This window comes from Roseovarius conchicola (genome assembly GCF_041403425.1).
GTDB classification, from domain to species: Bacteria; Pseudomonadota; Alphaproteobacteria; order Rhodobacterales; family Rhodobacteraceae; genus Roseovarius; species Roseovarius conchicola.
On sequence record NZ_JBGEHK010000001.1, the window covers coordinates 951,554 to 978,182 of the forward strand.

Sequence of the window (26,629 nt, forward strand, 5' to 3'; positions counted from 1 at the left end):
ACCGCGCTCACCTTCTAACGCAAAGCCAAAGGCCCGTCACATGATTCCCCGCTATTCTCGTCCCGATATGGTTGCCATCTGGGAGCCCGCCACCAAATTCCGCATCTGGTACGAGATCGAGGCCCATGCCTGTGATGCCATGGCCGATCTGGGCGTGATCCCCCGCGAGAATGCCGAGGCCGTGTGGAAAGCCAAGGATGTGGAGTTTGACGTCGCGCGCATTGACGAGATCGAGGCGGTGACCAAGCATGACGTGATCGCCTTCCTCACCCATCTGGCCGAGCATGTGGGCAGCGACGAAGCGCGGTTTGTGCATCAGGGCATGACCAGTTCGGACGTGCTGGACACCTGCCTCAACGTTCAATTGGTGCGCGCCGCCGATATTCTCATTGCCGATGTGGAGGGCCTGATGACGGCGCTGAAACGCCGCGCGCTTGAGCATAAGAACACGCTGCGTGTGGGTCGCAGCCACGGCATCCATGCCGAGCCGACCACGATGGGACTGACCTTTGCGCGGTTCTATGCCGAGATGGATCGCAACCTGACCCGTCTGCGCACCGCCCGCGAAGAAATCGCCACCGGCGCCATCTCGGGCGCTGTGGGCACGTTTGCCAATATTGATCCGCGCGTTGAAGAACATGTTTGCGCGCAGCTGGGCCTCAGCCCCGAGCCGATCAGCACCCAAGTCATCCCGCGCGACCGCCACGCCGCCTTCTTTGCCACGCTGGGCGTGATCGCGTCTTCGGTGGAAAACGTCGCCATCGAAATCCGTCACATGCAACGCACCGAGGTGCTGGAGGGGGCCGAGTTTTTCTCGATGGGCCAGAAAGGCTCGTCCGCGATGCCGCACAAGAAAAACCCGGTGCTGACAGAAAACCTGACCGGCCTCGCCCGCCTTGTCCGCATGGCCGTGATCCCGGCAATGGAAAACGTGGCGCTTTGGCATGAACGCGACATCTCGCACAGCTCGGTCGAGCGGATGATCGGCCCGGACGCCACCGTAACACTTGATTTTGCCCTCGCGCGCCTGACCGGCGTGATCGACAAAATGCTGATCTTCCCGGAAAACATGCTGGACAACATGAACAAATTCCCCGGTCTGGTGATGAGCCAGCGGGTGTTGCTGGCGCTTACCCAAGCCGGTGTCAGCCGCGAAGACGCCTATTCCATGGTGCAGCGCAACGCACTGAAGGTCTGGGAGCATCGCACAGATTTCAAAGAAGAATTGCTGGGTGATACCGATGTCGTGGCCGCCCTTGGCGTGGATGCCATCGAAGAGAAATTCGACATGGGCTATCATACCAAACATGTCGACACGATCTTCAAACGGGTGTTCGGGGAAAGCTGACGCGCTTTTCGCAGATATCTGTGCTATAATCTTGCAACACAGTCTAAATGGGAGCGTTTCCATGACTCGCAAGACGCTTATCGCCGCCGTGTTGATTGCCGCATCAAGCGTGTCCACCTATGCCGGATGCCGCGCCCATACCGGGCCGGTCATGTCCTGTGCGGAAGGCATGATCTATGATGCCGAAAGCCGCAGCTGCGTTGCAATGACAACCGGTTAACCAAATCCATCGCCCTAGTCACTGTACCTGGGCTTTCATCGTTGAAGGAGCCATCAGATGACCCGTATCTTCATGATCGCCGCCCTCATCGCGACAAGCAGTTTCGCGACCGGCACCATGGCCTGTCAGATGCACAACCATGAACAAGCCATGTCCTGCGCCGAAGGCACAACTTACGACGCTGAGACCAAAACCTGCGTGCCCCAGGCCACCGGCTAAGGCACATCAGATACAAAGCGCGACAAAAGCTCTGGTGATTTATTGCCGGGGCTTTTTCATTTTAGAGAAATCTTCACGCTCTAAGGCCTATCCTGCCTCACACTCAAGTTGAGGACTGGGATGAGTAATGCCAAACCCCTTGCCCGGATCAAACCGGCGCAAATACCAAGTGCGGTGCCACCGATAAGGCCCGGCGCCGCCGGACTTTCGCGCCGTCAAAAAGCCGCCATCGTGGTGCGGTTTCTACTGAATGAAGGGGCCGAGATCCCGCTTTCCGATCTGCCCGAATCATTGCAGGCCTCGCTGACCACTCAAATGGGTTCAATGCGCTATGTGGATCGTCAAACGCTGGCAGATGTGGTGGCGGAGTTCGCGCAAGAACTTGAGGCATTAGGGCTGACATTCCCAAGGGGTGTCGCCGGAGCTTTGAGCGCGCTTGACGGTCGGATCAGCCCGCAAACCGCTGCCCGTCTTCGCAAGGAAGCGGGTGTGCGTCAGTTCGGTGACCCGTGGGAACAGGTGGCCGCCGCCGAACCCGAGAAGCTGATCACGATTCTGAAATCCGAAAGCCCGGAAGTGGCCGCAGTCATGCTGTCCAAGTTGGCGGTCGCGCGCGCCGCCGAGGTGCTGGGCCAACTGCCTGGTCCTTTTGCCCGCCAGATTGCCTTTGAAATGTCGCGCACCGGCGCGGTCAGTCCGGATGCCGTGGATCGCATCGGCCTGGCGCTGGCCGCGCAGCTGCATGATCAGCCCGAAACGGCTTTTGACAGTGGACCGGTGGAACGTGTCGGGGCAATTCTCAACTATTCACCCTCTTCCACTCGCGATGATGTCCTGATCGGATTGGATGAAACCGATCGTGAATTTGCCATCCTCGTGCGCAAGGCCATCTTCACCTTCGTGCATATCCCCGAGCGGGTGAACCCGGTCGATGTACCCAGGATCACCCGTGATGTGGAACAAAACATCCTGATCACGGCGCTCAAGGCAGCGTCAGATAGCGACCTGGCCCCCGTGGCCGAATTTATTCTCAGCAACATGTCCAAACGGATGTCCGACGCGATCCGCGAGGAAATGGAAGAGTCCGACAAGGTCAAAACCAAAGATGGAGAAGACGCGATGACCGAGGTTGTAAACGCGGTTCGCAACCTTCAGGCCAGCGGTGAAATTGTCCTGATCGTCCCGGATGAGGAAGAAACCGACTAGGCTGGACAGCTCAACTCTCTCATCTTACGCTGCCCTCATGAGTGATACAGACGGACGCCGCTGGCATGACATGGGGGGCATCCCCGCAGGTCCCATTCCAATGGAGGGGCATGATTTTGCCCTTTGGGAAAAACGGGTTGATGCCTTGATGGTGCTATGTGGTGCCAAGGGGCTTTTCACTGTCGACGGTTTGCGCCGGGCGCTGGAAGATATGGGCGAAGATGCTTTTGAAAAACACAGCTATTACGAACGCTGGGTCGCAGCCGTGAACCAGAACCTGGTCGAGGCTGGTGTTTATACGCTTGAAGAGCTTGCAACCCGCATGGCCGAGATTGAAACCCGTGGCCCGACCTATGGCGAGGCCTCACGTGGCTGACCGGGTGCGCATCAAGGCCCTCACCCCTCCGGGCCATGTCCGCGCGCCATGGTACCTGCGCGGCAAGACCGGGGTGATCGAGCGGGAACTGGGTAGGTTCGGCAACCCGGAACAGTTGGCCTATGGCCACAAGGCCGATAAGAAACCGCTCTATCGCGTGCGGTTTTCGATGGCTGAAGTCTGGGGCGACGCCGCCGAAAACCCAAACGACACCGTAGATGCTGAGATTTATGGCCACTGGCTGGAAAAGGTCTGAACGCAGATGCCTCATGATCATCACGACCACGACCATCTCAGCCCCTCGGGCCACCCGTATCGCCAGGACAATGACGAGCCGCTCACCTACTGGCAGCGGATGGAAATCGCGGTGCGCGAGTTGTTGATCGAGAAAGGACAACTTACCCCGGCTGAAATCACCACCCAGATCGATGCAATGGATGCCCGGTCGCCGGCCAATGGCGCGGCAGTGGTGGCCCGTGCCTGGGTCGATCCGGCGTTCAAGGCGCGCCTGTTGTCCGATGCCTCGGTCGCCAGCCGCGAGATGGGGTTTGATATCGGCCCCCTGAACCTGATCGCAGTAGAAAATACCGATAAAATACATAATCTTATCGTCTGCACTTTATGCAGTTGCTATCCCAGAAACCTGCTGGGCCTGCCGCCCGATTGGTACAAAACCCGCGCCTACCGGTCGCGCGCTGTATCCGAACCGCGCGCGGTGTTACGCGAGTTTGGCGTTGATTTGCCGGACAGCGTCAAGGTGCGCGTTCACGACAGCACAGCCGACATGCGTTATATCGTCTTGCCTGCGCGCCCCGCTGGCACCCAAGAGCTCAGCGAAAACGAACTGGCGCGGCTGGTCACCCGTGACAGCATGATCGGCACCGGTCTGCCTCGTACTGCCTTGTGAAACCCGCCAGCCTTCCGTATGTCACAAGTTCTGGCAACCAGACTGACCTGACATGACGCGCGCAAACCCAGATCATATTCCCCTTGGCGAAAGGCTGATCGGTGGCGCGCTTTATGCGCCTATCGTGCTGGCCCGTTGTCTTCCTTATCGGTGGCGTATTCCTGTCGTAGGCTGGCTCACCTCGCGCGTTTTGGCACCGCTAGCGGGATATCGCAAACGCGTCAGAGACAACCTGCGTTTCGTCTGCCCGGATCTGTCCGAAGCCGAAATCAGGCGTCTTTCCATTGAGGTGCCCGACAATGCCGGGCGCAACATGGCGGAACTCTACTCGTCCGAATTTCCTGATCATGCCCGGAAATCCCCCGTGAGCGGCCCTGGCCTGCCCGATGTGCGGGCCGCCCGTGAGGCCGGCCGCCCGGTCATTTTCGTTACCGGCCATTTCGGCAGTTTCAATGCCGCGCGCATGGCGATGATGGAACAGGGGTTCAACATGGGCGTCTTCTACCGGCCCATAGCCAACCGGCCCTTCAACGACCACTATGTTGCGGCCATGGCCGCACTCTCGGAACCGATGTTCGAACAGGGCCGCAAGGGCATGATCCAGATGGTCAAACACCTCCGCTCGGGCGGGGTTCTGGCGATCCTCAATGACCTCAACGCCCATGACGGTGTGCCCCTTGATTTCTTCGGCAAGCCCGCGCTGACGTCGCTGGCAACAGCAGAAATGGCGCTCAAGTTCGACGCGCTTCTGGTGCCGGTCTGGGGCCTGCGCGATGCGGGCGGGCTGAATTTCACCATCCACACGGAAACACCGATCCCGCATTCCGATCCGGTCACCATGACGCGGGAGTTCAATCAAATGTTAGAGGCGGCCGTGCGAGACAATATGGAGCAATGGTTCTGGATTCATCGCCGCTGGAAAGATGGCACCGGCGCCCTGGCCGAGCGTGGTGCAAAAATTCTGGCTGAGTACGAGAGCAAATCCTAGGGCGTCAGGTCCACTTTGCGAAGGGTGGCAGGCTCATCAGCACGGCGTTCGCGTCATGTCCCGTGGCCAGACCAAATTTTGTGCCTCGATCGTAAACCAGATTATACTCGGCATAGAGCCCGCGATGCACCAGTTGCGTTTCTTTCTCGGCTTCGCCAAATGGCAGCACCCGGCGTTTTTCGACCAAAGGCAGGTAAGCGGGCAGGAACGCGCGGCCAATATCCCGGGTTAGCGCAAAATCTGCCTCCCAATCGCCGGTGTTTCTGTCATCCATGAAAATACCACCAACACCGCGCGCACGACCCCGGTGAGGAACATAGAAATACTCATCCGCCCAGGCCTTCAACTCGGGGTAAAGCTGTGTCCCATGTGGGTCCAGGTGGGTCTTTTGCTGCTCGTGGAAATGGGTCGTGTCCTCATCATACTCGATGCAGGGGTTCAGGTCTGACCCGCCGCCGAACCACCACGCCCCCGGCGTCCAGAACATCCGGGTGTTCATATGCACAGCCGGCACATGGGGGTTTTGCATATGCGCCACAAGGCTGATCCCGCTGGCCCAGAACCGCGGATCCTTGTCCATACCCGGCACACCGCGCGCGGCCATCGCTTTTTGTGCCGCCTCGCCCAGCGATCCGTAGACCTCCGAAACATTGACGCCGACCTTTTCAAACACGCGTCCCCCGCGCATTACGCTCATCAATCCACCGCCCGCGTCACTGCCGTCATCGCTGGCGCGCTTGGTTTCGCTCACCTCGAAACGGCCTGCCCCCAAATCGGCAAATGGACCTTTTGCATGACTGTCTTCCAGCCCCTCGAAGGCTGCCACAATCTCGTCGCGCAACGCGCGAAACCAAGAGGCTGCGCGATGCTTTTCATCGGACATGTCCGTCATGTGCCTATACCTTCTGCCTTGAGCTTTCGCTTCATCAATGCGCCGGAACCGACACGGAATCAAGCAGGCTACGCCCGCCATCAATCGTCATGATTTGCCCGGTCATAAAACTAGCCGCGTCGCTGGCCAGATATTGTACGGCCGTGGCCAGTTCAGCCGGGGACGCTATCCGCCCCAAGGGGGTATGCGCTTCGATGTCTTCACGGAAATTGCTGTTGTCGCGCAAAGCATCCTGCAGAGACGCGCTCATCACCGAGCCGAAGGCCACCGCGTTCACGCGAATGCGTTCAGGTGCAAGGGCCACGGCCAGCGAGCGGGTCAACTGGTCCAGCGCCGCGGACGCCACGGAATAGGCCAGCAGATCGGGATGCGCGCGATTGGCAGCGATGGACGAGAGGTTCACAATCGCACCCGCCATCCCCTCTTCGCGGTCCTCCGCCTGTTTGATCATGCGTTTTGCCACCAATTGGCTCAGCCGCAAAGCCGGCATCAGATTTTGATTGAGCAAGGTCTTCACCGCGTCATCATCCGGATTCAGCGGGTCCGACGGGATCACCTGACGCGCTGCATTGACCAGAATATCAACCTCGTCAAAGGCATCAATCGTGGCTGACAGCAGATTGGCCAGGGTCAGCTTTTCGCGCAGATCACCCGCAAAGTAACGGATATTGCTGTCTTCCAAGTTATCACCCAGTTCTTTGACCAGATGCTCTTCATCCATATCGGCAAAAACGACATTGGCGCCCATATTCGCAAAATGCCGCCCGATAGCGAGGCCGATTCCATTGGCCCCGCCGGTCACGATGGCGGTCTTTCCGGTGATAGACATGGACATGAAGGGGATCCTTTCCCTGATTTCAACGGGCAGCTTAGGCCAGTTCAGCGTCGTTTTATAGCCGGTCGTGTGCCGCGCAGAATTTTGAACTTGGTATCGCCCGCGACCTCCTCGGATTGCACGAAGGCCTGCGCCAACGTGGTTTCGTAGGGCAGATGCCGATTGGCCACCATCCACAACTGCCCCGCAGGTTTCAACATGGCGGCAGCGGCTTGTACGAAGGCGCGGCCCAGCGACGGATCGGCTGCCCGACCAGTGTGAAAAGGCGGGTTCATCACAATCGTATCCAGAAAAGACGGTGTTTGCCAATGTGTGGCATCGGCCCAGTGGAATTCTACCCTCGGATCGTCGATATTCAGGCGCGCGCAATCCAGCGCGGCATGATCGGCCTCGACCAAATAGAGTGTCTCAACGCCGTCATGCTCCAACACCGCGCGGCTGAGATAGCCCCAGCCACCGCCCAGATCGGCCACTTGCGCGCCCAGTTTCTTCGGCAAGTGCGTGGCCAGCATGGCCGAGCCGGGATCAACCCCATCGGCAGAAAACACCCCCGGAGCGGTCACAAACCCATCGATGACGGAGGACGGCGCGGCAACCCAATCTGCAAAGTCATCCGAGCCTTGCAGCGAGAATATCTTGCCATGGGCCTTGGACAGGGGCGCGCTGATCTCGACCCGTTTGCGCACGTCCTTCAGGATGGATTCGATGCCATCGGTCTTGGCACCGTCAACGATCACCAGATCGCTCAACTCTGCCGCTTGGGCCAGAAGGGCACGCGCCAGTGGCTTGGCACGCGGCAGGCACAAGATCGCTGCCGCAAACCGTCCTTCAGGGACCACGGCACAGGCAAAGCCCTGCCCTTCAAAATGCATATAGTCCGGATGAAACCCGGTGATCACCACCACACGGTCCTTGGGCAGTGCCGACAGGTCATAGCCCGCACGAGGGCCAAACACAGCTATTTGCCCAATCTCGGGCAGCGCGATATCGCCGCCCTCAATGGCAATTGTCAGACGCGAGGCTGACAAACTACTCTTTTTCCATAGTGCATTGCAGCGGATGCTGATGCTGGCGGGCGAAATCCATCACCTGCCCCACTTTGGTTTCAGCAATCTCGTGGCTGAACACGCCGACAACCGCCACACCCTTCTTGTGCACGGTCAGCATGATCTCGAACGCCTCGGCATGGGTCATGTGAAAAAACCGCTCTAATACGGCGACGACGAATTCCATCGGGGTATAGTCGTCATTCAGCAACAGCACCTTGTACAAAGGCGGACGCTTGGTCTTGGTACGCGTTTCAACAACAACCGCGCTGTCGCCGTCATTGTCGTCCGAACCGGCCATAGAGAAGGGCGTCATGGGCATCTGCTGCGCTCTGTCGAATTGACGATTGATCATGTGAGGTTTCTATATAACCTTTGCCTCGGGTTAGAAAAGGGGGCGTAAGAGTCCAAAACCACCGATGCCGAAAAATTTGACAACAATTGGCTTTGATGCCGACGACACGCTTTGGCAGAACGAACAGTTCTTTCGCCTCACGCAAGAGCGGTTTGCCGAATTACTCGCAGATTACGCCCAGCCCGACGACCTGATGCAACGTCTGATCGCCGCTGAACGGCGCAATCTGGGCCATTACGGCTTTGGCATCAAAGGGTTCGTATTGTCGATGATCGAAACCGCTATCGAGGTGACGGATCAGACCGTCCCTGCCCCGGTGATTGCCGAGCTTATCGCCGCCGGTCAGGATATGCTGCAACACCCGATCGAACTGCTCCCCCATGCCAAGGAAACCTTGCAAGAGATCAGCGACAGCCATCGTATCCTGTTGATCACCAAGGGGGATTTACTGGATCAGGAACGCAAGCTGGCACAATCCGGCCTTGGGGATCTGTTCGACGAGGTCGAGATTGTGTCAGGCAAAACCTGTCCGATCTACGTTGATATCTTTCAGCGCCACGGTGACGGCCCGGCCCATGCCATGATGGTGGGCAATTCACTCCGCTCGGACGTGCGCCCGGCGATTGAGGCCGGGGGCTGGGGTATTCACATCCCGCATGATCTGACCTGGGAAGTCGAACATGACGAGCCGCCCAAGGATGCGCCACGTTACCGTTCCCTGCCCGATCTGGGCCAATTGGGTGATCTGGTGCGCGAGATCGGGTAAGGCCATCAGCCACCTTTCTTGCGCTTCTTCTCGGCAATCAGCTTCTCGGCCAAGTCACGGGCAATGGCGAAAGCGCCTTTCAGCTTATCGGCTTCCTTGCGCCAATCACGGCGCACAACGATCTTGTTGTCGCGCACCTTGGCCAACCCGTTCTGGGCCTGAATGAATTCAACCAGCCCCTGAGGCGAGGCGAATTTATCGTTGTGGAACTGGATCGTTGCCCCCTTCGGTCCGCCATCCAGCTTGGCAATCCCGGCCCGTTTGCACATCGCCTTGATCCGCACCACCAGCATCAGCATATTGACCTCGCGCGGCAGTTTGCCAAAGCGATCGATCAGTTCGGCGGCAAAGCCTTCTAGTTCAACTTTGGTGTGTAAACTGCTGAGACGACGATATAATCCTAGGCGGACATCCAGATCAGGCACGTATTTTTCAGGGATCAGAACCGGCACGCCCAGATTGATTTGCGGCGCCCATTGATCATCGGCATCTGACAGCCCTTCCAGTTCCCCGGCCTTGATCTTGGCAATCGCCTCTTCCAGCATGGATTGGTAAAGTTCATACCCTACATCGCGCATCTGACCAGATTGCTCTTCGCCCAGAAGATTGCCTGCCCCGCGAATGTCCAGGTCTTGCGAGGCCAATGTGAACCCGGCCCCCAGCGTATCCAGCGAACCCAGCACGCGCAGCCGTTTCTCGGCCGCAGGGGTCAATGGCACCCGCGGTTTCGTGGTGAGATACGCATATGCCCGCGCCTTGGAGCGCCCCACCCGGCCCCGGATCTGATAGAGCTGTGCAAGACCAAACATATCGGCACGGTGCACCACCATCGTGTTGGCCGTCGGGATATCAAGGCCGCTTTCCACAATCGTTGTGGCCAACAGCACATCGTACTTGCCATCATAAAATGCGTTCATCCGGTCGTCCAACTCGCGCGCGGCCATCTGGCCATGGGCCACCACATAGGTCACCTCGGGCACCTGATTTTGCATGAACTCTTCGATCTCGGGCAGGTCCTTGATGCGCGGCACCACGTAAAAGCTTTGCCCGCCGCGATAATGTTCGCGCAACAGCGCCTCGCGGATAGTGACTGAGTCGAATTCGCTGACATAGGTGCGGATCGACAGACGATCGACCGGCGGTGTCCCGATGATCGACAGATCACGCACCCCCGACAGGCTCAGTTGCAGGGTGCGCGGAATCGGCGTAGCGGTCAGGGTCAGAACATGCACGTCACTGCGCAGCTGTTTCAGCCGTTCTTTATGCCCGACACCAAAACGTTGTTCCTCGTCGATCACCAGCAAGCCGAGGTTCTTGAAACGGATGTTCTTGGCCAGCAAAGCATGTGTACCCACCACGATATCAACCTGTCCGTTGGCCATCCCCTCACGCGTCTTGTTGGCGTCGCCCACGGTGACAAACCGACTGAGCGGGCGCACGGTGACAGGAAACCCGCGGAACCGTTCGGCAAAGCTTTGATAATGCTGGCGCGCCAAAAGGGTTGTGGGCGCAATCACCGCAACCTGCTGCCCCTGCATTGCCGCCACGAAAGCCGCGCGCATCGCCACTTCGGTCTTGCCAAAACCCACATCGCCGCAAATCAAGCGATCCATTGGCGTGCCGGCTTCAAGATCGCCCAGCACGTCCTCAATGGCGCTGAGTTGATCATCGGTTTCAGTATAGGGAAACCGCGCCGAGAATTCTTCCCAGGCGTGATGTTCGGGTTCCAGCACCGGGGCCCTGCGCAATGCGCGTTCGGCTGCGATCCGGATCAGGCGATCCGCCATCTCGCGAATACGCTCTTTCAGCTTGGCTTTTTTGGATTGCCATGCCCCGCCGCCAAGGCGATCCAACAACCCCTCTTCATGTCCATACCGGCTGAGCAGTTCGATATTTTCCACCGGAAGGAACAGCCGCGCTTTTTCAGCATATTCCAGTGCGAGGCATTCATGCGCGGCCCCGGCCGCCGTGATCACCTCAAGCCCGTGATAGCGCCCGATGCCGTGATCCACATGCACAACCAGATTCCCGGGACTCAGACTTTGGGTCTCGGTCAGGAAATTCTCGGCCCTGCGACGGCGTTTGGGCGCACGGATCAACCGGTCGCCCAGGATATCCTGCTCGGCGATCACGGTCAGCTCGGGCGCGGCAAAGCCATGTTCCAGCGGCCAAACCGCCAAATGCAGGCCCCGCTTATCGATGGATTTGGCCGATGTGACGGTCACCGCCCCAATCAGCCCCTCATCCTCCAACAGACCCTCCATGCGCTCGCGCGCGCCTTCGGAATAGCTGGCTAACAGCACGGGACCCTCGGCCATGCGCGCCTCAATATGGGTTTTCAGGGCGCCAAAAAGGCTGATACTTTCCTGTTGACGCTCAGGTGCAAAGTCACGGCCAATCCGGCCGCCAGCATCGATCACCCCCGGTCCGGTGGCTTGCGGAAGCGCCGAGAGCTGCAGCACGCGGTGCTCTTTCACGGCCTCGCCCCAAGCGACATCATCCAGATAGAGCAAGCCCGGCGGGATCGGTTTATAGATCGTATCCTCGCGTGCTTTCTGGCTGAGGGCGTGCTGACGCGCCTCGTATTGATCGGTAATGGCCTCCCACCGGGCCAGGCGGGCGGGTGTGACCTGATCATCCAGAACCACTGTCGCATGGGGCAGATAGTCCAACAGGGTTTCCAGACGGTCATGAAAAAACGGCAGCCAGTGTTCCACGCCCTGATGTTTGCGCCCCGCGCTCACGGCCTCATAGAGTGGATCATCCACGCCGCCAGCGCCAAACTCGATGCGATAATTCTGACGGAAGCGCCGGATCGCAGCCTCGTCCAGAATAACCTCGCTGACCGGGGCCAGTTCGATCATCTCAAGCTTTTCGGTCGTGCGTTGTGTCACCGGGTCAAACCGGCGCACCCCGTCCAGCACATCGCCGAACAGATCCAGCCGCACCGGGCCGCCATCACCGGGCGGGTAGATATCAATAATCCCGCCGCGCACGGCGTAATCGCCCGGTTCCATCACGGTGGGGGCTTGTGAAAATCCCATCCGGGTCAGAAAGGCGCGCAGTTCAGCCTCGTCAATCTGATGCTCGATCCGAGCGGTAAAGGCTGCCTCGCGTAGCACCTCGCGGGCGGGTAAGCGCTGGGTCACCGCATTCAGCGTGGTCAGCAGGATGAAACGATCCGGCATCCCATGCACCAGCCCCGCCAGTGTGGCCATTCGCGCCGCCGAGATATCGGCATTGGGGGACACCCGGTCATAGGCCAGGCAATCCCATCCTGGAAACTGGATCACCGGAATGTCGGGCGCAAAGAAGCGCAGCGCGGCGGCCATGGCGGCCATGCGTTTGTCATCGCGCGCCACATGGGCGACGGGACCAGCGCACGCCTCAAGTTCGTTCAGGATCAGACGGGCATCAAACCCTTCGGGCGCGCCGCTGACGGTGATCTGGTTTGGCGTTGTCATGGTTTTGCGTTCCGATCACTCAGAACAGGACAGAGGCATTCATGTTCTGCAACATGCCCCAGATCGCCGTGATGAAGATCGAGATCATGCCAATCACCTGCGTGATCACCCGATGGGTGTGCAATCGCTTGAACAACGCTTCGCCAGTTGGCTGCTCGGCCCGCAGTCGACGCGCGGTGCGCACCGATAAAATGGCCACCAGTGAAATCGGAAATCCTAACAAAAACAGAGCTTGGGCGAATTCCTTGCCAAATATAAAGCCAGTCAGAAACATCACCGTCAGGGCAAAACAGACAAAGCCGGTGATCAACAAGCCCGACTGGTTTGTGATATGCAGCACGCGATTGACGTTGATACGCACTAAATCCATCAGGTCCCGCGCCGCTTCGCCGTCTTCATCGCGTTCCTTGCGCGCCCGCATCACCGTGTCCCAAGGCACGCCCAGCACCCAGTGGCTGGTCGAGGACCACATCACCGCCAGCGCAATCCAGAACCAAAGGTTGCTGAAGCTGCGCATGTCGATCAGCTCAAATACGCTTTCGTACCAGTTCACTTGGATGGGCCTCGGGGTTGATGTCGCCGCGCCTTGTAACGCCGACGCGCGGCAATTCCTACCCTTGAGACGCGGTAAATTTCATGTCAAGCAAAGGCGACACATTTCTGAAAGCCTGATCCATGCGCCCAACCCTTGCCCCCTTCCCGGCCACCCGCCTGCGCCGCACCCGTAAATCCGCCTCTATTCGCGCGTTGGTGGCAGAGAATTCCCTTAGTGCGGCTGACATGATCTGGCCCGTCTTCGTGCGCGCCGGGGATGGCATAGAAGAGCCTGTGCCCTCCATGCCCGGCGTGATGCGGCGCAGTGTCGACAAGGTGGTTGAGGCCGCGCGCGAAGCTGCCGACCTGGGCATCCCCGCCATTTGCCTCTTCCCCTATACGGATGCCGATGCCCGGTCCTCGGATTGCGCCGAGGCGTGGAATCCCGACAATCTGTCCAACCGCGCCACACGGGCAATCAAGGCGGCCGTACCCGAGATCACGATCATGACTGACGTCGCGCTTGATCCCTATTCGGACACCGGCCATGACGGGTTTGTCCGTGATGGCGTGATAGTGAATGATGAAACCATCAAGGCGCTTGTCAAACAGGCGCTCTCGCAGGCCGAAGCGGGTGTAGACATCATCGGCCCCTCGGACATGATGGACGGGCGCATTGGCGCGATCCGTCAGGCGCTGGAAAGCAACGGCCATGAAAACGTCATGCTGCTCAGCTATGCGGCGAAATATGCCAGCGCCTTTTACGGCCCCTTCCGTGATGCGGTTGGTGCTTCCGGCGCACTGACAGGTGACAAGAAGACCTATCAGATGGACCCGGCCAATACGGATGAGGCCCTGCGCCTTGTCGAGAGGGACCTCTCGGAAGGCGCCGATATGGTAATGGTCAAGCCCGGGATGCCGTATCTGGATATCTGTCGCCGTGTAAAAGACACCTTCGGCGCGCCCACCTTTGCTTACCAGGTGTCTGGCGAATATGCGATGATCAAGGCGGCAGCGCAAAACGGCTGGATCGATGGCGAGCGCGCGATGATGGAAAGCCTGATGGCGTTCAAACGCGCTGGCTGTGATGGCGTGCTCAGCTACTTCGCCCCGGACCTCGCCCGTGCAATGGCCTGAAAACACCGTTTGATCGGGCGATATCTTGCGCATCACCACAATGTTTAGTGACAGTTAACCTGTCAGCCCCTATAGTGACGATTAGATCGGTGTGGAAAAAACCGACATTTTGTCAGGCAACAATAAACGAGCAGGCTCATGACACATCTTACCAGACGCAGCTTTACGCTGGGCGCGCTTGGCGCAACCCCCCTTCTGGCCGCATGCGGCAACGGGGTGGGCAGCGACGGCGCATCACGCATTGACGCGCGCGTCGACACGACGCTGAACTATCTCTTTACCAACTATCCCAACACGCGATCCCTTTCGCAAAAGGCGACAGGCATGCTGGTGATGCCGCTGATCACCGAAGCGGGCTTTTTCGCCGGGGGCGGATACGGGCGCGGCGCGTTGCGCGTGGGCGGGACATCAGTGGATTACTATTCTGCCACCAAGGGCAGCTTCGGTCTGCAGATCGGTGCACAGCAGTTTGCCCATGTGCTGTTTTTCATGACTGAAGACGCGCTGTCGAAATTCCGCCGTTCATCCGGCTGGGCAGCGGGCGCAGACATTGAGTATGTGTTTAACGATTACGCAGAGAATCTGCGGGCCGAAACAACAACTGCCTCAAGCCCGGTCATCGCGGTGATCTTCGGTCAGGCCGGGTTGCTGGCCGGTGTGTCGCTGGAAGGCATGAAGTACAATCGCATCATTCCCTGATTGCCCGGATATGTTCTCGGACAGGCCCGCCCTCACCCGGCGGGCTTTTTCGTTGGCGGCAGCTAATGCAGGGTGAACTCCCCCACAACATTGCGCCATTCTCCGGGGGCCACCAGCTTGCGATGCGTAAACTGCACCGAGTGCAGCGGACCCTCGATTTCACGCTGCCAGAATTCGACAAATTCAAACAATTTCGGATGATCCGGGGCTAGGTCGTAGTCCTGCCAGATAAAGCTGTTCAGGACATGGGTATAATCCGGCAGGTGGTAAAAGAACTCCGCCGTGGTCAGCCCATATCCCTTCAGCATCAGTTTTGTCTCGGATGTCTCCATAATCTGCTCCTGTTGGTTGTGTTTTTGATTGGTTATGAAAACATGATGCCAGGTAGAAATTACTTTTCAATAAAAACAATATGTTATCAGTGGTAGCGTGTGGCTGCTAAGTGTGAGGGTTCACAGGCATTGCACCCCATATCCTGCCTCTGATATAGTCATCACAACAAGATATAGATGTTGCGGACAGAACAGGCACCCACGTGAACGACACCCCAGAACATCCTGATAACCCTGAGGAAATTCCGCCTCAGCGCCCCACTTATGATGGACCCTCCGTCTCGATCGAAGACGAGATGAAGACATCCTATCTGGATTACGCGATGAGCGTGATCGTCAGCCGGGCGATCCCCGATCTGCGCGACGGCTTGAAACCGGTGCATCGGCGCATCCTTTACGCGATGCACGAAACCGGAAACACCCACGACAAGGCCTATCGCAAGTCGGCACGCCCGGTGGGCGATGTCATGGGTAAATACCACCCTCACGGCGACAGCGCGATCTATGACGCTCTGGTGCGCATGGCGCAGGATTTCTCGATGTCACTGCCCTTGCTGGATGGTCAGGGCAATTTCGGCTCGATGGATGGCGATAACCCGGCGGCCATGCGTTACACCGAAGTGCGCATGGACAAGCCCGCGGCCAGCCTGCTGTCGGATATCGAAAAAGACACGGTTGATTTTCAGGATAATTACGACGGCAAAGATCGCGAACCCACCGTCCTGCCCGCCCGCTTTCCCAATATGTTGGTCAACGGCGCGGGTGGTATTGCCGTCGGTATGGCCACCAATATTCCGCCCCACAATCTGGGAGAAGTTGTGGACGCTACGCTGGCCCTGATCGACAACCCGGATCTGAGCAGCGAAGAACTGATCGAATATGTGCCGGGTCCTGATTTCCCGACGGGTGGTATCATGCTGGGCCGTTCGGGTGCGCGCAAAGCCTATCTTGAAGGGCGCGGCAGCGTCATCGTACGTTCGAAAACCCGCGTTGAGGAGATTAGGAAAGACCGCTACGCCATTGTTATTGATGAGATTCCTTATCAGGTGAACAAGGCGGCGATGATCGAGAAGATCGCCGAAGCCGCGCGCGAAAAGCGCATCGAAGGTATCTCGCATGTGCAGGACGAATCCGATCGAAACGGCGTGCGCGTGGTGGTGGAACTAAAACGGGATGCCACCGCCGAGGTGGTGTTGAATCAACTGTTCCGGTTCACTCCCATGCAGACCTATTTCGGCTGCAATATGCTGGCCCTGAATGGTGGTCGCCCCGAGCAACTTACGCTCTACCGGTTTCTCAGTTCCTTCATCACCTTCCGAGAAGAGGTCGTTGCAAGACGCACCGCGTTTGAATTGCGCAAGGCGCGCGAACGCAGCCACATCCTGTGTGGTCTGGCCGTAGCCGTTACCAATGTGGATGAGATCGTCGCCACGATCCGCAGCTCTGCCGATGCCGCCGAGGCACGTGAACGGCTGATGACCCGACCCTGGCCGGCGCAGGATATTCTTGAATACATCGCACTGATTGATGATCCGACCCACACCGCCAATGACGACGGCACCTATAACCTGTCCGAAACACAGGCCCGCGCCATTCTCGAATTGCGCCTGCAACGCCTGACCCAGATCGGCGTCAAGGAAGTCACGGACGAGCTGCAGGAGCTGGCAGGTAAGATCAAGGAATACCTTGCCATTCTGGCCAGCCGTGAGCGGATCATGGAGATTATCTCCAATGAACTCAAAGAGGTACGCGAACAATTTGCCGTTCCACGCCGCACCGAGATTGTCGATTGGTCCGGTGATATGGACGACGAAGATCTTATCGAACGCGAAGACATGGTCGTCACGGTCACATCGGGTGGCTATATCAAACGTACCGCCCTGGCTGATTTCCGAGCGCAAAAACGCGGCGGCAAGGGTGTCGGCGGGATGCAGACCAAGGAAGAGGACGTTGTTACCACCCTTTTCGTGGCCAACACCCATACGCAACTGTTGTTCTTCACCACCGATGGGATGGTCTACAAGCTCAAGACATGGCGCCTGCCCTTGGGCGGACGCACCTCCAAGGGCAAGGCCATCGTTAATATCCTGCCTATCCCACAAGGCGTGAGCATCGCCGCGATCATGCCGGTGGACGTACCCGAGGAAGACTGGTCAGAACTACAGATTTTCTTTGCAACCTCGGCCGGGGATGTTCGGCGCAATGCGCTGTCCGACTTCACCAATGTCAAATCGAACGGCAAGATCGCAATGAAACTGCCCGATGACGGGACCATGCTGGTCAATGCGCGGATATGTTCGGAAGAGGATGACGTGATGCTGGTCACGACCAGTGGCCGGGCGATCCGCTTCCCCACCACCGAGGTGCGGGTCTTCAAGGGCCGGGATTCCACGGGTGTGCGCGGTATCAGGCTTCAGGGTGAGGATTCGGTTGTGTCGATGTCGGTCATCCGTCATTTCGAGGCAACAGCCGATGAACGCGCCGCTTACCTCAAGATGCGTCGCCAGATGGCCGGGGCCGATGAAGAAGGTGCCAGTGATGACGAGGGGAACGCCGATGCCGCGATCAGCTCTGAGCGGTTCGAAGAAATGCAGGCCGCAGAAAACCTGATCCTGACGATCAGCGCGCAAGGCGCTGGCAAGCTCAGCTCCAGCCACGATTACCCTGTCCGCGGGCGTGGCGGCATAGGTGTACAGGCCATGGACAAGGCCATGCGCGGTGGACCGCTGGTGGCCTCTTTCCCGGTTGAGTTGCCGGACCAGATCATGCTGGCCACCTCCAAGGGGCAATCTATCCGCGTACCGGTCGAAGGGATTTCCTTCCGGTCGCGCAGCGCCGGGGGGGTCAAGGTGTTTGACACCGGCAAGGGTGAGCAGGTCGTGTCGGTTGCATGGATCGCCGATCAGGGGGAAGAGGAAGAAGACGCTGTGGAACCCGCTGAATAGGCTTGTCCTTCCTAACCGCTTTGTGAGCGGACAGATCAAAAAACGGCCCCGGGAGTTTCATCCGGGGCCGTTTTTTGTTTGTCAGGTGTGACCGAAAATCAGTCTGTCAGGTTGTTCACCGTCGCGCTAAAGCCAACAACGGTGCCCAAGAGCCCCAGAATGGTCTGGGCGGCGGTGACAGGCGATTCCGTCGCCAGAAGCGTATCCCCCGGCTGAATCATAAACTGGCGCGCCGCAAACAAGCCATCTGCATTGGTCAGGTTGACCGTGAACACCACCTGCCGCATGTCCGGCCCGCTCAGACCCGGCTTGAGGTCATCGGCCTCATATTCACGCAAGATCAGAATGCCCTTGGGATTGGCCCGGCTATCCTGCAGCCCGCCCATCGCCGACAGCGCTTCCATCGCGCTCATCTCTTCTTTCTCGAAGTAGATAACGCTTTCCTGGCTGGCAGCACCCAGCACATTGAAGGTGCGGTCATCCTCGACAACGGCAATCTGATCGCCACCGCGCAGGCGGACATTGCGGTTCGCATCCCGAAGCAGCGCATCGGCGCGCGTTTCGTAAGTGCGTCCACCGCGTTGCAGGCGCACCAGAGGATGGCGCAGGTTCGACGATATTCCACCCCCCAAAGCCAGCGCAGTCAGGATCTTGGTGTTGCGGTTCTCCAGAGGATAACGCCCGGGATTTCCAACGCCGCTGACCAGGTCAATCGAATTGTTGCGACCCTGTTCAACAGACAATTGCACCTGTGCGGAAGGTGCGATGTCATCAAGGCTTTCCTGCAGGCGGTTGCGCGCCGCAGGCTGGCTCATTCCGCGCACCGACACCTCACCGACATAGGGCATGTAAATCTTACCCGCAGACGAGACGGTCATGGGAGGCAGCGAAGTTAGCTTGGCCCCGTCGCCAGACAGGAGAGAATTCTCCTGGTTATCCCAAATCGCGATGGACAAAACATCGCCGGTTTGAATGACCGACGAGTCGGGCCCGGTGTCGGATCCAAACCAATGGTAGTGACCTGCCCATCCTGTCGCGGGCCAGGTTGCCAGCGACGGCGTGATATCGCGCGTGACATTCACAACCTGGAAACTTGGCGTTTCAGATTCGCTTTCGTTCAGAACTTCGTTTTGCAGAGCGGCCCCGCGTGGAAGCGAACATCCCGCCAAAACCAAGCTAAGTCCCAGAAAAATAACGGATCGTTTCAAGTTTGCCAAAGGCCGCCTCCACAGGCTGTGGATACTATATGTACTAGGTCTATTCCCTAACCTGCCCCAGTGCTGGTATACAATGAAAAAATTAGCCCCCTCACTGACAGCACATAAACGTGACCGAAACAGCGCAAAAACCACGTATTCTAGTCACCGGGGCTAACGGCCGATTGGGACATCTCTTGCGCAAGGCGTGGGGCATGTGGCCCGCTTCACCGGTGCATCCGGTTTTCGCCGCGCGACACCCGCCAGCCGATCTGTTGTTAGAGGCGGGGTCTCCCCTGCCCGATCTGCCCTCCTGTGACAGCGTGGTGGCGCTTTGGGGAAAAACATCCGGTGATGCCGCGACCCTCGACCAGAACATCAGCTTGGCCGACGCCACGCGGGCGGTGGCCAGGGCCTGCGGAGCGCGCCGCGTGTTGCATCTGTCCTCCGCCGCGGTCTATGGCCCCGGCGCTGATCTGGAAGAAACCACGACCCCAAAACCGCATGGGCCATATGGGCAGTCCAAGCTGGCGATGGAGGCGCGGGTGGCAGGGTTCGCCGATGATCACGCACATCACGTCTGTTTGCGTCTTGCCAATGTGGTGGGCGCCGATAGCCTCGCGCCTGCCCTGACCACGCAGGGCCCGGTTCGGCTGGATCGGTTTGAAAATGACGCCGGGCCGCTGCGCAGCTATCTCAGCCCCGGTGATCTGGTCCGAATTCTAAGCGCATTGTCCGCTTTGCCCGTCGCGGACCTGCCTGACATCCTGAATGTCGCCACGCCCGATCCGGTTGCCATGGCCGATCTGGCCCGGGCGGCCGGGCAAGACATCGAGTGGCAACCCGCGCCCGATGGGGCCACCCAGATCGTAACCTTGAAGGCACAGCGTCTGACACGCTTGCTGCCCCAGATAAGCTTGCATAGAACGGCCGAAGACATGATCGCAGATTGGCAACAGTTCCGGGATCCAGAATGACTTTCTCAAAACGGCTTATGGATATCTGCCTGGCCCTGTTCTTTATCGTGCTGCTGTCACCGCTGATCCTCTACGTGGCCTTCCGCATCCTCATCGCCGATGGCCGCCCGATCCTGTATCGCTCGGAGCGCATGAAAACGCCCGATCAGGCATTCATGCTCTGGAAGTTCCGCACCATGACCACAGCAGCCGAGGATAGCGGCGTCTCTGGTGGCGATAAATCAAGCCGGATTACGCCATTGGGCGCGCGGCTGCGCCATTACAGGGCCGATGAGATGCCACAGCTGCTGAATATCCTGCGTGGGGATATCAGCTTTGTCGGTCCCCGACCGCCCCTGCGCCGTTATGTCGAGCTGTGTCCGGAGCTTTACGCGGAGGTCCTGAAATGCCGCCCGGGTGTCACCGGGTTGGCCAGCCTGATCTTTCACAAGACCGAAGAACGGCTTTTGGCAGCCTGCCATACCGCACAAGACACCGAGGCCGTCTATCTGCGCCGCTGTGTGCCCGTCAAAGCCAAGCTTGATCTGATCTATGCGCGCAACCAGTCTGCCTGTTATGATGGCTATCTGATCTGGCGTACGATCACGCGGGTTCTGAAACGCGCATAAGACTTGAACTGAAAACCAGTGGTATCGGCGGAACTTGGCCGTTTCTGCTCATTTCATGGTCAAATTGCTACGAAACAACGCTAAAACCGCCCTGTTCCGTGCGCAATACTTGTCAGTCAGACCGTTTTTCGGTTATCCCGACACCAGTACAACGTGTGGCATGACCATACATGAAAACAAGAGAAACGGGCCTCACCCGGGTCTCGGGGGACACGCTGGATGCTCTACGATTTCGTAGTCGCGCTGAACCGAAACCACAAACGGGCGATTATTCTATCGATTGATGTGCTGCTGATCGGCATTGCGCATCTGTTGGCGATTGCCCTGCTTCTGGGCCACGATGTCATTCTGAGCATGCCGTCAAACCTTCGGTTGGATCTGGTTTTGATGCTGGGTACCGGAGCGGTTCTGACCGTGCTTCTGGGTTTGCATAAAATCAAGCTGAATGCCTATGAAATGCAGGGGGTTGTCGATTCGGCTTTTGTGGCAGTCATGACGGTCGCTGCTGGTCTGTCGTCTGCGCTGTTCCTGTCGGGCCCGGCAACACCACCACATGTTTATGTGGTCACCGGCATGCTGTTCCTGATCCTGTCGGTGATGTCGCGCCTTCTGATGCGTCAGTTGCTTTTGCAAATCTATCACAAAGGCAGCCCCCGCAAACGCATCCTGATCTATGGCGCTGGCCAGACCGGTCAGCAATTGGCCTCGGCACTGGCCACCGACGACGCCGTTCAGCCGGTCGCGTTTGTCGATGATGATCTGCGTATGCAAAACCTGACCATCGCTGGTTTGCGGGTCTATGCCTCGACCGATTTACCACACTTGATAGATCGGTATCAGGTGGAACGCATCATCCTCGCCATGCCCAGCGTCAGTGATCCTGTACGCAATGGCATTATCAAGCGTCTGAGCGCCATCGATATCGAGGTCCATTCCCTGCCCTCCTTCGCCGATCTGGTCGCAGACACCGCCACCACACTGTCCGACATCAAGCGCATCGAACATACCGACCTGCTGGGGCGCGACCATTTGCACGAAGAACTGCCCGGCAGCACCGAGGCCTATACCGGTCAGCGTATTCTGATCACCGGGGCGGGCGGCTCGATCGGGTCCGAGATATGTCGCCAGTTGCTCTCGTGCCGGCCTGATTGCCTGATCCTGCTGGACCACGGCGAGCATGCCCTGTTCAGTATCGACCGTGAATTGCGCAATGCCGCCCCAGACCTTCATATTGAGACGGTTCTGGGGTCGGTCTGTGACAAGTATCTCGTGACCGAAGTCATGCAGGATATGAAGGTCGATATCGTGCTGCACGCGGCGGCCTATAAGCACGTGCCACTGGTGGAAACCAACGCGCTTGAGGGCATGCGCAACAACGTTCTGGGCACGAAAACCGTGGCTGATGCCGCGCGCGAGGCGAAGGTTGAGCGCTTTATCCTTGTGTCGACGGATAAGGCCGTGCGCCCCTCTTCTGCGATGGGGGCCTCGAAACGGCTTGCCGAAATGGCGGTGCAGGATTTGGCCACCCGGTCGACAGACACGCGGTTTTCCATGGTCCGCTTCGGCAATGTCCTGGGGTCAAGCGGCTCGGTCATTCCACTGTTTCAGGAGCAGATCGCGAAAGGCGGCCCCGTCACCCTGACCCATACGGACGTCACTCGCTATTTCATGACCATCCCCGAGGCCGTCCGCCTTGTGCTGTTGGCCGGGTCTTTTGCCCGTGGCGGCGATGTCTTTGTGCTGGATATGGGCAAGCCCGTACAAGTGCTGAAGGTGGCCCGTCAGATGATCGAGGGCGCCGGGTTGAGTGTGCGTGACGCTGATAACCCCGGTGGCGAGATCGAGATCGAGATCACGGGCCTGCGCCCCGGTGAGAAACTGCATGAAGAACTGCTGATTGGCTCGGACATGCTGACCACGCCCCACCCCAAGATTTTGCGCGCGCAGGAATCGCATCTCTCCGAGATCGAGATGGCCAATGTCTTGCACTCACTGCGCCATGTTGTTGAAACTCGTGACCGTGCAGGCTTGACAGCAATCCTCAGCAAATGGATCGAAAAGTCAGATACTGACGAGATCGCGCTGCGCCTTTGAAACAATGGAGTCAGGCGGGCTTGGCTGTAATCGGCCAACCTGAGTTAAGCGTAAAGCGCCCCGAACTTTTGATCCAGATAGGTCATCAACGGTTCGGATGAGGGTTCCATCCCGCAGGCCCGGGTGATCACCTCGCGCGGAGCGTACAAGCCCCCATGCACCTGCACCGCTTCGCGCAGCCACGTCGTGGCCGGGGTCAAATCACCCGCCGCCAGCGCGTCGTCCAGATCAGGCTGCGCCTGACGCAGCGCGCTATGCAAGCACCCGGCATAAACATTGCCTAGACTGTAGGTCGGGAAATAGCCAAACAGGCCAACCGACCAGTGCACGTCCTGCAACACCCCGTCTGAAGGGCGCGCGATGTCGTAGCCGAAATCCGCCTTGAAACGGTCATTCCACGCCGCTTCCAGATCGCCAACCTCCAGATCACCGGCGACCAGCGCACGCTCCAGATCAAAACGCAGCATGATGTGCAGGTTGTATTGCACCTCATCCGCCTCGGTGCGGATAAACCCACGCTGTACGCGGTTCACCGCAGCATAAAACGCATCTTCACTTTCGATACCGAAATCGCCGAAGGCGTCCCGCATCTGACTATAAAGCCAGCCGCAAAATGCCCGGCTCCGCCCCAGTTGATTCTCGTAAATCCGGCTTTGGCTTTCATGCACCCCCATCGACACGCCCTGCCCTAATGGCGTCAACCGATACTCGGAGGCGATGTTTTGTTCATAACAGCCATGCCCAACCTCGTGGATGGTCGAATAGATGCAGTTGAACGGATCCTCGGCACTGGTGCGCGTGGTGATGCGCACGTCATCACCTGATCCGCTGGAAAACGGATGCACGGCCTTGTCCACCCGGCCCCGCGCCATGTCATATCCAAACACCTTAGCCAGTTGGCGCGAGAGTTTCATCTGCGCCTGTTCGTCAAACTGCCCGCTGACACCGCCCGGATCTTTCCCGGCCAGGGCCTGCTCCCGCAATGCTACCAGGCCGGGGCGCATCGCATCGAACAAGATCTGAATATCGGCGGCGGTGGTCTGGGGTTCGTAGTCGTCCAACAAGGCGTCATAGACATCACCGCCATCGGCCATTGCGGCACCTTCCTGCCGTTTCAGCGCCAGAACTTCATCCAACACCGGTGCAAAACTGGCAAAATCGTCCGCCTCGCGCGCCTCGGCCCAGACTCCCTGTGCCCGGCTGGTCAGCTTGGCCAGTGCAACGGCCAGATCACCGGGTACGCGCACAAGCCGGCCATAATCGCGCCGGATATGACGCAGCATGGCTTCACCTGCCTGATCCAGCGTTTCGTCCTCGGCCGCTTCCAGCCACTCACCAATCCGCGCATCGGTGCGTCGCGCGTGGATCACCGATTGCAAAGCACCGCTTTCCTCGGCCCGCTGGCCTGCAGCACCGCGTGGCATCATGGTTTCCTGATCCCAGCCAAGACGGCCTGCCACCTGCCCCAGCGCCTCGGTGTCGCGGGTAAACGCGATCAACTCTTCAAAAGCAGTCATGATCTATCCTCTGACCGATTGCGCTTGGGGGTATTGGCTGAGGAAACGGGCACGCAGGATCAGCACCCACAGGATCACCGCCAACAGCTGATGCATGATCGCCAGATGCCACGGCGCGACATACATCACCGTGATGATGCCCAACAGCACCTGTCCGATCAACGCGATAAAGGCCAGATGGAAGGCAAACTGCGTCTCGCGATTGGCCGACCGGCGGCCCTTTGACCACACCATGATCGCAAAGCCCAGCAGCAGATAGCCGGTGATGCGGTGCATGAATTGCACGAAGCCTGGGTTTTCAAACAGGTTGCGCAGCCCCAGCTCCGCCATCCAGAAGTCTTCCGGGATCAGACTGCCGCCCATTAACGGCCAATCGGTAAAGGTACGGCCCGCGTCAATCCCGGCCACCAGCGCCCCGATGAGGATTTGCAGAAATGCGAAATGCAACCAGCCGGTCGACAGACCAAGCAGCTTGGCCTCGCGCGCGCGCCGCGCCTGCATCAATTCGCGCTCCTCGCGGCCCAGCATCATGATGTACCAGGCGATGAAGCCCAGGATCACAAAGGCCAGCCCCAGATGCGTCGCCAACCGGTAACTGGCGACATCCAGCATCGCACCGGTCAGGCCCGAGGACACCATCCACCAGCCAATCGCCCCTTGTACGCCCCCCAAGACGCCCAGCAATGCCAGCCGTCCGGTCCAGCCCACGGGGATTTGCCGTGCGGCCAGAAAGCCGAAAAACCCGATCGCCCAAACCAACCCGATCACGCGGCCCAACTGCCGGTGCCCCCATTCCCACCAATAGATCACCTTGAACTCTTCAAGGGACATGCCCTTGTTTTGCAACTGGTATTCGGGAATGGCGCGGTACTTTTCGAACTCGGTCTGCCACGCTTCGGCGCTCATCGGGGGCAAGGCACCGGTCACCGGCTTCCATTCGGTTATGCTGAGCCCGCTATCGGTCAGCCGGGTCAGCCCGCCAACGGCGATCATGATCACGACGAGAGCGAACAAAATCATCAACCACACCCGGATCGCGCCTCGCGCCCCGCGTCGGCCCTGATCAATCATCCCGCCTTTGGGGGCCTCGGGTTTGGGCGTATCCTGCCCGACCTCTTCAAAGATGCTGCGCTTGCCGCTCATCGTTTGTCCTCAATTCTTTGCGCAACGGTAGTGCGCCGGGGGGCTGGCTTCAATCCCGCTCCTTCCAGCGGACCATCTGCCGCATCACCCCGTGCAACATCTTGGCATCCGCATTGGTCAGGGGCATCCGGCTCCACATGTTGCGCAGGTTGATCTTCATGCTCTCGGCCTTGTGCGTAGGGAAAAAGAAACCGGCCTCTTCCATGCGCTCTTCATAATGCTTTGCCAGCGCCTCAATCTCGCGCTGATCGGCCCAATCGGCACCGGCCATTTCCACCCGTTCGGCCTGGGCTTCAACCGTCGCCCGCTGCCACTCATAACCGGTCAACAGCACGCATTGCGCCAGATTCAGCGAGGCAAACTCCGGGTTCACAGGCACATTGATAATCGCATTGGCCTTGGCAATATCGTCATTCTCCAACCCGGCTCTTTCAGGGCCAAAAAGCACCGCAACCCGTTGCCCTTCTTTGATTTCCTCTGCGGCCAGCTGCATCGCACGCTCAGGCGTAAACACCGGTTTGGTCAGGTCGCGCGCCCGCGCGGTGGTGGCGAAGACAAAATGGCAATCCTCCAGCGATATGGCCAAGTCATCACTTAACACCGCCTCATCCAACAATCGTCCAGCCCCTGAGGCCATGGCAACCGCCTTCTGATTGGGCCATCCATCGCGCGGACCGACAATGCGCATCCGGTCCAATCCGAAATTCCACATCGCTCGTGCGGCCGCGCCGATGTTTTCGCCCATTTGCGGGCGCACCAGGACAAACGCGGGCTGCGCTTTATCTGACGGCATAATCATCTCTCCAAAAGTCTCCGCCTCTTAAA

The 26,629-nt window shown here is 58.8% G+C and carries 26 protein-coding genes; 15 read left to right on the top strand and 11 right to left on the bottom strand.

What is annotated here, in order from left to right; all coding sequences use genetic code 11:
• Window positions 1-40 precede the first annotated feature (40 nt).
• From purB to V6N02_RS04625, 8 genes are all read left to right on the top strand, one after another.
• On the top strand, window positions 41-1,348 hold the full coding sequence (gene purB / locus V6N02_RS04590; RefSeq protein ID WP_371224313.1) for an adenylosuccinate lyase: 1,308 nt from the start codon (window positions 41-43) through the stop codon (window positions 1,346-1,348).
• 61 nt (window positions 1,349-1,409) lie between these two features.
• Window positions 1,410-1,568: an adenylosuccinate lyase gene (locus V6N02_RS04595; RefSeq protein WP_371224314.1), complete on the top strand. Its 159-nt coding sequence runs from the start codon at window positions 1,410-1,412 to the stop codon at window positions 1,566-1,568.
• A 57-nt stretch (window positions 1,569-1,625) separates the two neighbouring features.
• Window positions 1,626-1,787 carry a chitin-binding domain-containing protein gene (locus tag V6N02_RS04600; protein WP_371224315.1) on the top strand — a complete coding sequence of 54 codons (162 nt, stop codon included), beginning with the start codon at window positions 1,626-1,628 and terminating at the stop codon, window positions 1,785-1,787.
• Between the two features lie 120 nt (window positions 1,788-1,907).
• Window positions 1,908-2,993 (top strand): flagellar motor switch protein FliG, encoded by a 1,086-nt coding sequence (locus tag V6N02_RS04605; RefSeq protein WP_371224316.1) that lies wholly within the window; start codon window positions 1,908-1,910, stop codon window positions 2,991-2,993.
• Between the two features lie 37 nt (window positions 2,994-3,030).
• The gene (locus tag V6N02_RS04610) at window positions 3,031-3,369 is read left to right on the top strand and encodes a ScnB-like protein (protein WP_371224317.1); all 339 of its coding nucleotides are present in this window, start codon (window positions 3,031-3,033) and stop codon (window positions 3,367-3,369) included.
• Entirely contained in the window at window positions 3,362-3,625 is a 264-nt protein-coding gene (locus V6N02_RS04615) for an SH3-like domain-containing protein (RefSeq protein WP_371224318.1), read from the top strand. The genes V6N02_RS04610 and V6N02_RS04615 overlap by 8 nt, the downstream gene beginning before the upstream one ends.
• 6 nt (window positions 3,626-3,631) lie before the next feature.
• Window positions 3,632-4,276 (top strand): nitrile hydratase subunit alpha, encoded by a 645-nt coding sequence (gene nthA, locus V6N02_RS04620; protein ID WP_371224319.1) that lies wholly within the window; start codon window positions 3,632-3,634, stop codon window positions 4,274-4,276.
• Between the two features lie 52 nt (window positions 4,277-4,328).
• A complete protein-coding gene (locus V6N02_RS04625) occupies window positions 4,329-5,264 on the top strand; it encodes a lysophospholipid acyltransferase family protein (protein WP_371224320.1) in 936 nt (311 codons plus the stop codon).
• A gap of 4 nt (window positions 5,265-5,268) precedes the next feature.
• Here the strand turns inward: V6N02_RS04625 and hemF are convergent, their stop codons facing one another.
• The 4 genes from hemF to clpS are packed head-to-tail and all read right to left on the bottom strand — an operon-like array spanning window position 5,269 to window position 8,353.
• Complete coding sequence (hemF, locus tag V6N02_RS04630) at window positions 5,269-6,147, bottom strand: oxygen-dependent coproporphyrinogen oxidase (RefSeq protein ID WP_371224568.1); 879 nt, start codon at window positions 6,145-6,147, stop codon at window positions 5,269-5,271.
• 43 nt (window positions 6,148-6,190) lie between these two features.
• Window positions 6,191-6,991: an SDR family NAD(P)-dependent oxidoreductase gene (locus tag V6N02_RS04635; protein ID WP_371224321.1), complete on the bottom strand. Its 801-nt coding sequence runs from the start codon at window positions 6,989-6,991 to the stop codon at window positions 6,191-6,193.
• A 44-nt stretch (window positions 6,992-7,035) separates the two neighbouring features.
• Window positions 7,036-8,019, bottom strand: coding sequence for a class I SAM-dependent methyltransferase (locus V6N02_RS04640; protein ID WP_371224322.1), 984 nt, complete (start codon window positions 8,017-8,019; stop codon window positions 7,036-7,038).
• A 1-nt stretch (window position 8,020) separates the two neighbouring features.
• A complete protein-coding gene (clpS, locus tag V6N02_RS04645; protein WP_371224323.1) occupies window positions 8,021-8,353 on the bottom strand; it encodes an ATP-dependent Clp protease adapter ClpS in 333 nt (110 codons plus the stop codon).
• A gap of 103 nt (window positions 8,354-8,456) precedes the next feature.
• Here clpS and V6N02_RS04650 point away from each other — a divergent pair, with 103 nt between their 5' ends.
• Window positions 8,457-9,158, top strand: a complete 702-nt coding sequence (locus V6N02_RS04650; RefSeq protein ID WP_371224324.1) for an HAD family hydrolase — start codon at window positions 8,457-8,459, stop codon at window positions 9,156-9,158.
• Window positions 9,159-9,163: 5 nt separating this feature from the next.
• Here V6N02_RS04650 and mfd read toward each other — a convergent pair whose 3' ends face one another.
• Together mfd and V6N02_RS04660 are read right to left on the bottom strand one after the other, a co-directional pair.
• Complete coding sequence (mfd, locus tag V6N02_RS04655; RefSeq protein WP_371224325.1) at window positions 9,164-12,622, bottom strand: transcription-repair coupling factor; 3,459 nt, start codon at window positions 12,620-12,622, stop codon at window positions 9,164-9,166.
• A 19-nt stretch (window positions 12,623-12,641) separates the two neighbouring features.
• Window positions 12,642-13,175 (bottom strand): component of SufBCD complex, encoded by a 534-nt coding sequence (locus tag V6N02_RS04660; RefSeq protein ID WP_371224326.1) that lies wholly within the window; start codon window positions 13,173-13,175, stop codon window positions 12,642-12,644.
• 122 nt (window positions 13,176-13,297) lie between these two features.
• On the opposite strand from V6N02_RS04660, the gene hemB reads away from it, so the two are divergent.
• Window positions 13,298-14,293, top strand: a complete 996-nt coding sequence (hemB, locus tag V6N02_RS04665; RefSeq protein ID WP_371224327.1) for a porphobilinogen synthase — start codon at window positions 13,298-13,300, stop codon at window positions 14,291-14,293.
• A 138-nt stretch (window positions 14,294-14,431) separates the two neighbouring features.
• Window positions 14,432-14,992 (top strand): lipid-binding SYLF domain-containing protein, encoded by a 561-nt coding sequence (locus V6N02_RS04670; RefSeq protein ID WP_371224328.1) that lies wholly within the window; start codon window positions 14,432-14,434, stop codon window positions 14,990-14,992.
• A 62-nt stretch (window positions 14,993-15,054) separates the two neighbouring features.
• Here the strand turns inward: V6N02_RS04670 and V6N02_RS04675 are convergent, their stop codons facing one another.
• A complete protein-coding gene (locus V6N02_RS04675; RefSeq protein WP_371224329.1) occupies window positions 15,055-15,324 on the bottom strand; it encodes an usg protein in 270 nt (89 codons plus the stop codon).
• 203 nt (window positions 15,325-15,527) lie between these two features.
• On the opposite strand from V6N02_RS04675, the gene gyrA reads away from it, so the two are divergent.
• Window positions 15,528-18,269, top strand: coding sequence for a DNA gyrase subunit A (gyrA, locus tag V6N02_RS04680; protein ID WP_371224330.1), 2,742 nt, complete (start codon window positions 15,528-15,530; stop codon window positions 18,267-18,269).
• A 98-nt stretch (window positions 18,270-18,367) separates the two neighbouring features.
• Here the strand turns inward: gyrA and V6N02_RS04685 are convergent, their stop codons facing one another.
• Complete coding sequence (locus V6N02_RS04685) at window positions 18,368-19,477, bottom strand: polysaccharide biosynthesis/export family protein (protein ID WP_371224331.1); 1,110 nt, start codon at window positions 19,475-19,477, stop codon at window positions 18,368-18,370.
• A 119-nt stretch (window positions 19,478-19,596) separates the two neighbouring features.
• On the opposite strand from V6N02_RS04685, the gene V6N02_RS04690 reads away from it, so the two are divergent.
• The 3 genes from V6N02_RS04690 (at window position 19,597) to V6N02_RS04700 (ending at window position 23,144) form a co-directional block, all read left to right on the top strand.
• On the top strand, window positions 19,597-20,442 hold the full coding sequence (locus V6N02_RS04690) for an NAD-dependent epimerase/dehydratase family protein (RefSeq protein ID WP_371224332.1): 846 nt from the start codon (window positions 19,597-19,599) through the stop codon (window positions 20,440-20,442).
• Window positions 20,439-21,050, top strand: coding sequence for a sugar transferase (locus tag V6N02_RS04695; protein WP_371224333.1), 612 nt, complete (start codon window positions 20,439-20,441; stop codon window positions 21,048-21,050). The genes V6N02_RS04690 and V6N02_RS04695 overlap by 4 nt, the downstream gene beginning before the upstream one ends.
• 219 nt (window positions 21,051-21,269) lie before the next feature.
• The gene (locus V6N02_RS04700; RefSeq protein WP_371224334.1) at window positions 21,270-23,144 is read left to right on the top strand and encodes a polysaccharide biosynthesis protein; all 1,875 of its coding nucleotides are present in this window, start codon (window positions 21,270-21,272) and stop codon (window positions 23,142-23,144) included.
• 44 nt (window positions 23,145-23,188) lie between these two features.
• Here the strand turns inward: V6N02_RS04700 and V6N02_RS04705 are convergent, their stop codons facing one another.
• Genes V6N02_RS04705 through V6N02_RS04715 form a run of 3 tightly spaced genes read right to left on the bottom strand, consistent with a single transcriptional unit; the run spans window position 23,189 to window position 26,597 of the window.
• Window positions 23,189-24,661: a carboxypeptidase M32 gene (locus tag V6N02_RS04705; RefSeq protein WP_371224335.1), complete on the bottom strand. Its 1,473-nt coding sequence runs from the start codon at window positions 24,659-24,661 to the stop codon at window positions 23,189-23,191.
• 3 nt (window positions 24,662-24,664) lie between these two features.
• Complete coding sequence (ctaA, locus tag V6N02_RS04710; RefSeq protein ID WP_371224336.1) at window positions 24,665-25,804, bottom strand: heme A synthase; 1,140 nt, start codon at window positions 25,802-25,804, stop codon at window positions 24,665-24,667.
• A gap of 49 nt (window positions 25,805-25,853) precedes the next feature.
• A complete protein-coding gene (locus tag V6N02_RS04715; RefSeq protein WP_371224337.1) occupies window positions 25,854-26,597 on the bottom strand; it encodes an RNA methyltransferase in 744 nt (247 codons plus the stop codon).
• Window positions 26,598-26,629: the final 32 nt, after the last annotated feature.

Coding starts and splice junctions, on each gene's coding strand:
- purB (WP_371224313.1), top strand. CDS start 41: ATGATTCCCCGCTATTCTCGTCCCGATATGGTTGCCATCTGGGAGCCC.
- V6N02_RS04595 (WP_371224314.1), top strand. CDS start 1,410: ATGACTCGCAAGACGCTTATCGCCGCCGTGTTGATTGCCGCATCAAGC.
- V6N02_RS04600 (WP_371224315.1), top strand. CDS start 1,626: ATGACCCGTATCTTCATGATCGCCGCCCTCATCGCGACAAGCAGTTTC.
- V6N02_RS04605 (WP_371224316.1), top strand. CDS start 1,908: ATGAGTAATGCCAAACCCCTTGCCCGGATCAAACCGGCGCAAATACCA.
- V6N02_RS04610 (WP_371224317.1), top strand. CDS start 3,031: ATGAGTGATACAGACGGACGCCGCTGGCATGACATGGGGGGCATCCCC.
- nthA (WP_371224319.1), top strand. CDS start 3,632: ATGCCTCATGATCATCACGACCACGACCATCTCAGCCCCTCGGGCCAC.
- V6N02_RS04625 (WP_371224320.1), top strand. CDS start 4,329: ATGACGCGCGCAAACCCAGATCATATTCCCCTTGGCGAAAGGCTGATC.
- hemF (WP_371224568.1), bottom strand. CDS start 6,147: ATGTCCGATGAAAAGCATCGCGCAGCCTCTTGGTTTCGCGCGTTGCGC.
- V6N02_RS04635 (WP_371224321.1), bottom strand. CDS start 6,991: ATGTCCATGTCTATCACCGGAAAGACCGCCATCGTGACCGGCGGGGCC.
- clpS (WP_371224323.1), bottom strand. CDS start 8,353: ATGACGCCCTTCTCTATGGCCGGTTCGGACGACAATGACGGCGACAGC.
- V6N02_RS04650 (WP_371224324.1), top strand. CDS start 8,457: ATGCCGAAAAATTTGACAACAATTGGCTTTGATGCCGACGACACGCTT.
- mfd (WP_371224325.1), bottom strand. CDS start 12,622: ATGACAACGCCAAACCAGATCACCGTCAGCGGCGCGCCCGAAGGGTTT.
- hemB (WP_371224327.1), top strand. CDS start 13,298: ATGCGCCCAACCCTTGCCCCCTTCCCGGCCACCCGCCTGCGCCGCACC.
- V6N02_RS04670 (WP_371224328.1), top strand. CDS start 14,432: ATGACACATCTTACCAGACGCAGCTTTACGCTGGGCGCGCTTGGCGCA.
- V6N02_RS04675 (WP_371224329.1), bottom strand. CDS start 15,324: ATGGAGACATCCGAGACAAAACTGATGCTGAAGGGATATGGGCTGACC.
- V6N02_RS04695 (WP_371224333.1), top strand. CDS start 20,439: ATGACTTTCTCAAAACGGCTTATGGATATCTGCCTGGCCCTGTTCTTT.
- V6N02_RS04700 (WP_371224334.1), top strand. CDS start 21,270: ATGCTCTACGATTTCGTAGTCGCGCTGAACCGAAACCACAAACGGGCG.
- V6N02_RS04705 (WP_371224335.1), bottom strand. CDS start 24,661: ATGACTGCTTTTGAAGAGTTGATCGCGTTTACCCGCGACACCGAGGCG.
- ctaA (WP_371224336.1), bottom strand. CDS start 25,804: ATGAGCGGCAAGCGCAGCATCTTTGAAGAGGTCGGGCAGGATACGCCC.
- V6N02_RS04715 (WP_371224337.1), bottom strand. CDS start 26,597: ATGCCGTCAGATAAAGCGCAGCCCGCGTTTGTCCTGGTGCGCCCGCAA.